This is a genomic window from Shewanella sp. AC91-MNA-CIBAN-0169 (genome assembly GCF_040310165.1).
Classification (GTDB): Bacteria; Pseudomonadota; Gammaproteobacteria; order Enterobacterales; family Shewanellaceae; genus Shewanella.
Genome location: NZ_JBEOPM010000179.1, coordinates 1 through 244, shown reverse-complemented (window position 1 = coordinate 244; position 244 = coordinate 1). Strand labels below are relative to the sequence as shown.

Sequence of the window (244 nt, the reverse complement as noted above, 5' to 3'; positions counted from 1 at the left end):
CAAACATGGCGTCGCACTGCGGGCCAATTAGCAATATTAATCATTACATCGTAATCGTTGTTATTGCGCTGAAATACCGGAAAGCGTAGGTCGTAGCACACTTGTGGTAATAGCTTAAAGCCATTAATAGTAAACACTTTGCGCGCTTGTCCTGCTACTACAAAGTCGCCTTCGTTGCCTAAACAAAACAAATGACGCTTATCGTAAAAGTCTACTTCTCCATTGGGCTGCACCCAATAAAACC

At 43.0% G+C, this 244-nt stretch carries 1 pseudogene; it reads right to left on the bottom strand.

The features are described from left to right. Positions 1–244, bottom strand: a pseudogene (locus AAEY98_RS22590) (nitrilase family protein); the annotation flags it as partial.